The sequence below is a fragment of the Bacillus sp. AFS001701 genome (assembly GCF_002559405.1).
Lineage (GTDB): Bacteria > Bacillota > Bacilli > Bacillales > Bacillaceae_G > Gottfriedia.
In genome coordinates this window covers 1-1,209 of the sequence record NZ_NTZO01000257.1, presented here as the reverse complement: position 1 = coordinate 1,209, position 1,209 = coordinate 1, and the positions used below count along the sequence as shown (strand labels likewise).

Genomic DNA, 1,209 nt, shown 5'->3' with positions numbered 1-1,209 from the left:
AACTGGTAAGACTACAGATGATAAAAAAGTAGAATTGACAGGAACAATTGGTGCTGCAGGATCAACAGCATTACAACCACTAGCTGACGAAGCGGCAACTGAATTTATGGCAAAGTTTCCACAAGTTTCAATTACAGTTCAAGGTGGCGGTAGTGGTACTGGGGTAAACCAAGTATCAACTGGAGCAATTCAAATCGGTAACTCAGATGTACCTGCTGCTGAAAAATTAGAAGATAAATCTTTAGCGAGTTCATTAGTAGAAGCTAAAGTTGCTGGTGTTGGTTACTCAATGGTTACAAATAAAGATGTTGGTGTAGATTCACTTACACTTCAACAAATTGAAGATATTTTCGCTGGAAAAGTAACGAACTGGAAAGAAGTTGGCGGTAAAGATGAGAAAATTAATGTAATTAACCGTCCAGCATCATCTGGTACTCGTGCAGCGTTTGAAAAGAAAATCATGAAAGACGTTAAGATTAATGATGGCGTAGGAACTGTTCAAGATTCAAACGGTGCAGTTGAACAAGCTGTAAACTCTACTCCTGGAGCAATTTCTTATCTTGCTAACTCATATTTAATCGGCGATAAAAAAGATGCATTAAAAACTGTGAAAATTGATGGAAAAGAATCTTCAACTGATAACATTACTTCTGGTGCATACCCATTCTATTCATATGAGTATATGATTACAAAAGGTGATGCGAAATCTCCAGTAAAAGAATATATTGAATTTATTAGTGGCGATGAATTTGCTGATAAGTTAGTTGAAATGGGTTATATCCCAGCTTCAGAAATGTCAGGTTTACAATAATAAATCAATTTAGAGTTGATTCGAAAGGTCTATGACTTTTCTGAGTCAGCTTTTTTTATTTCCCTTAAGATTCCCCTATGTGTTTTTAGCATTCCCTATTCGGCATAGATCAGCACCTGAAACTACTTAAAAGTTAAGCTGCTTTTAAGTAGTTTCTTTTTTATATTTAGCAGATTTTAATAACTAATTAGTATTTTATCGCTATATTAAGTTCCCATAAATCAATTAAACATACTTCCTCTTAAAAAGATTTACAATTTCTTTACGATTGATTAAAACTTGCTTAACCTAAAAACTTTAAAGTAGAGATTGTAAGAGATAACAAACAAAAATTAAAAACAACATTAAAAATAAAAACAAACATTTTAGGGGGATTAAAATGAAACGTGGATTAAAAT

1 protein-coding gene is annotated in these 1,209 nt (G+C 33.0%); it reads left to right on the top strand.

What is annotated here, in order from left to right:
• Positions 1 to 811, top strand: an 811-nt coding sequence (locus CN514_RS16905) for a phosphate ABC transporter substrate-binding protein PstS family protein (protein ID WP_141529405.1), incomplete at its 5' end; no start/stop codon positions are given.
• Positions 812 to 1,209 lie beyond the last annotated feature (398 nt).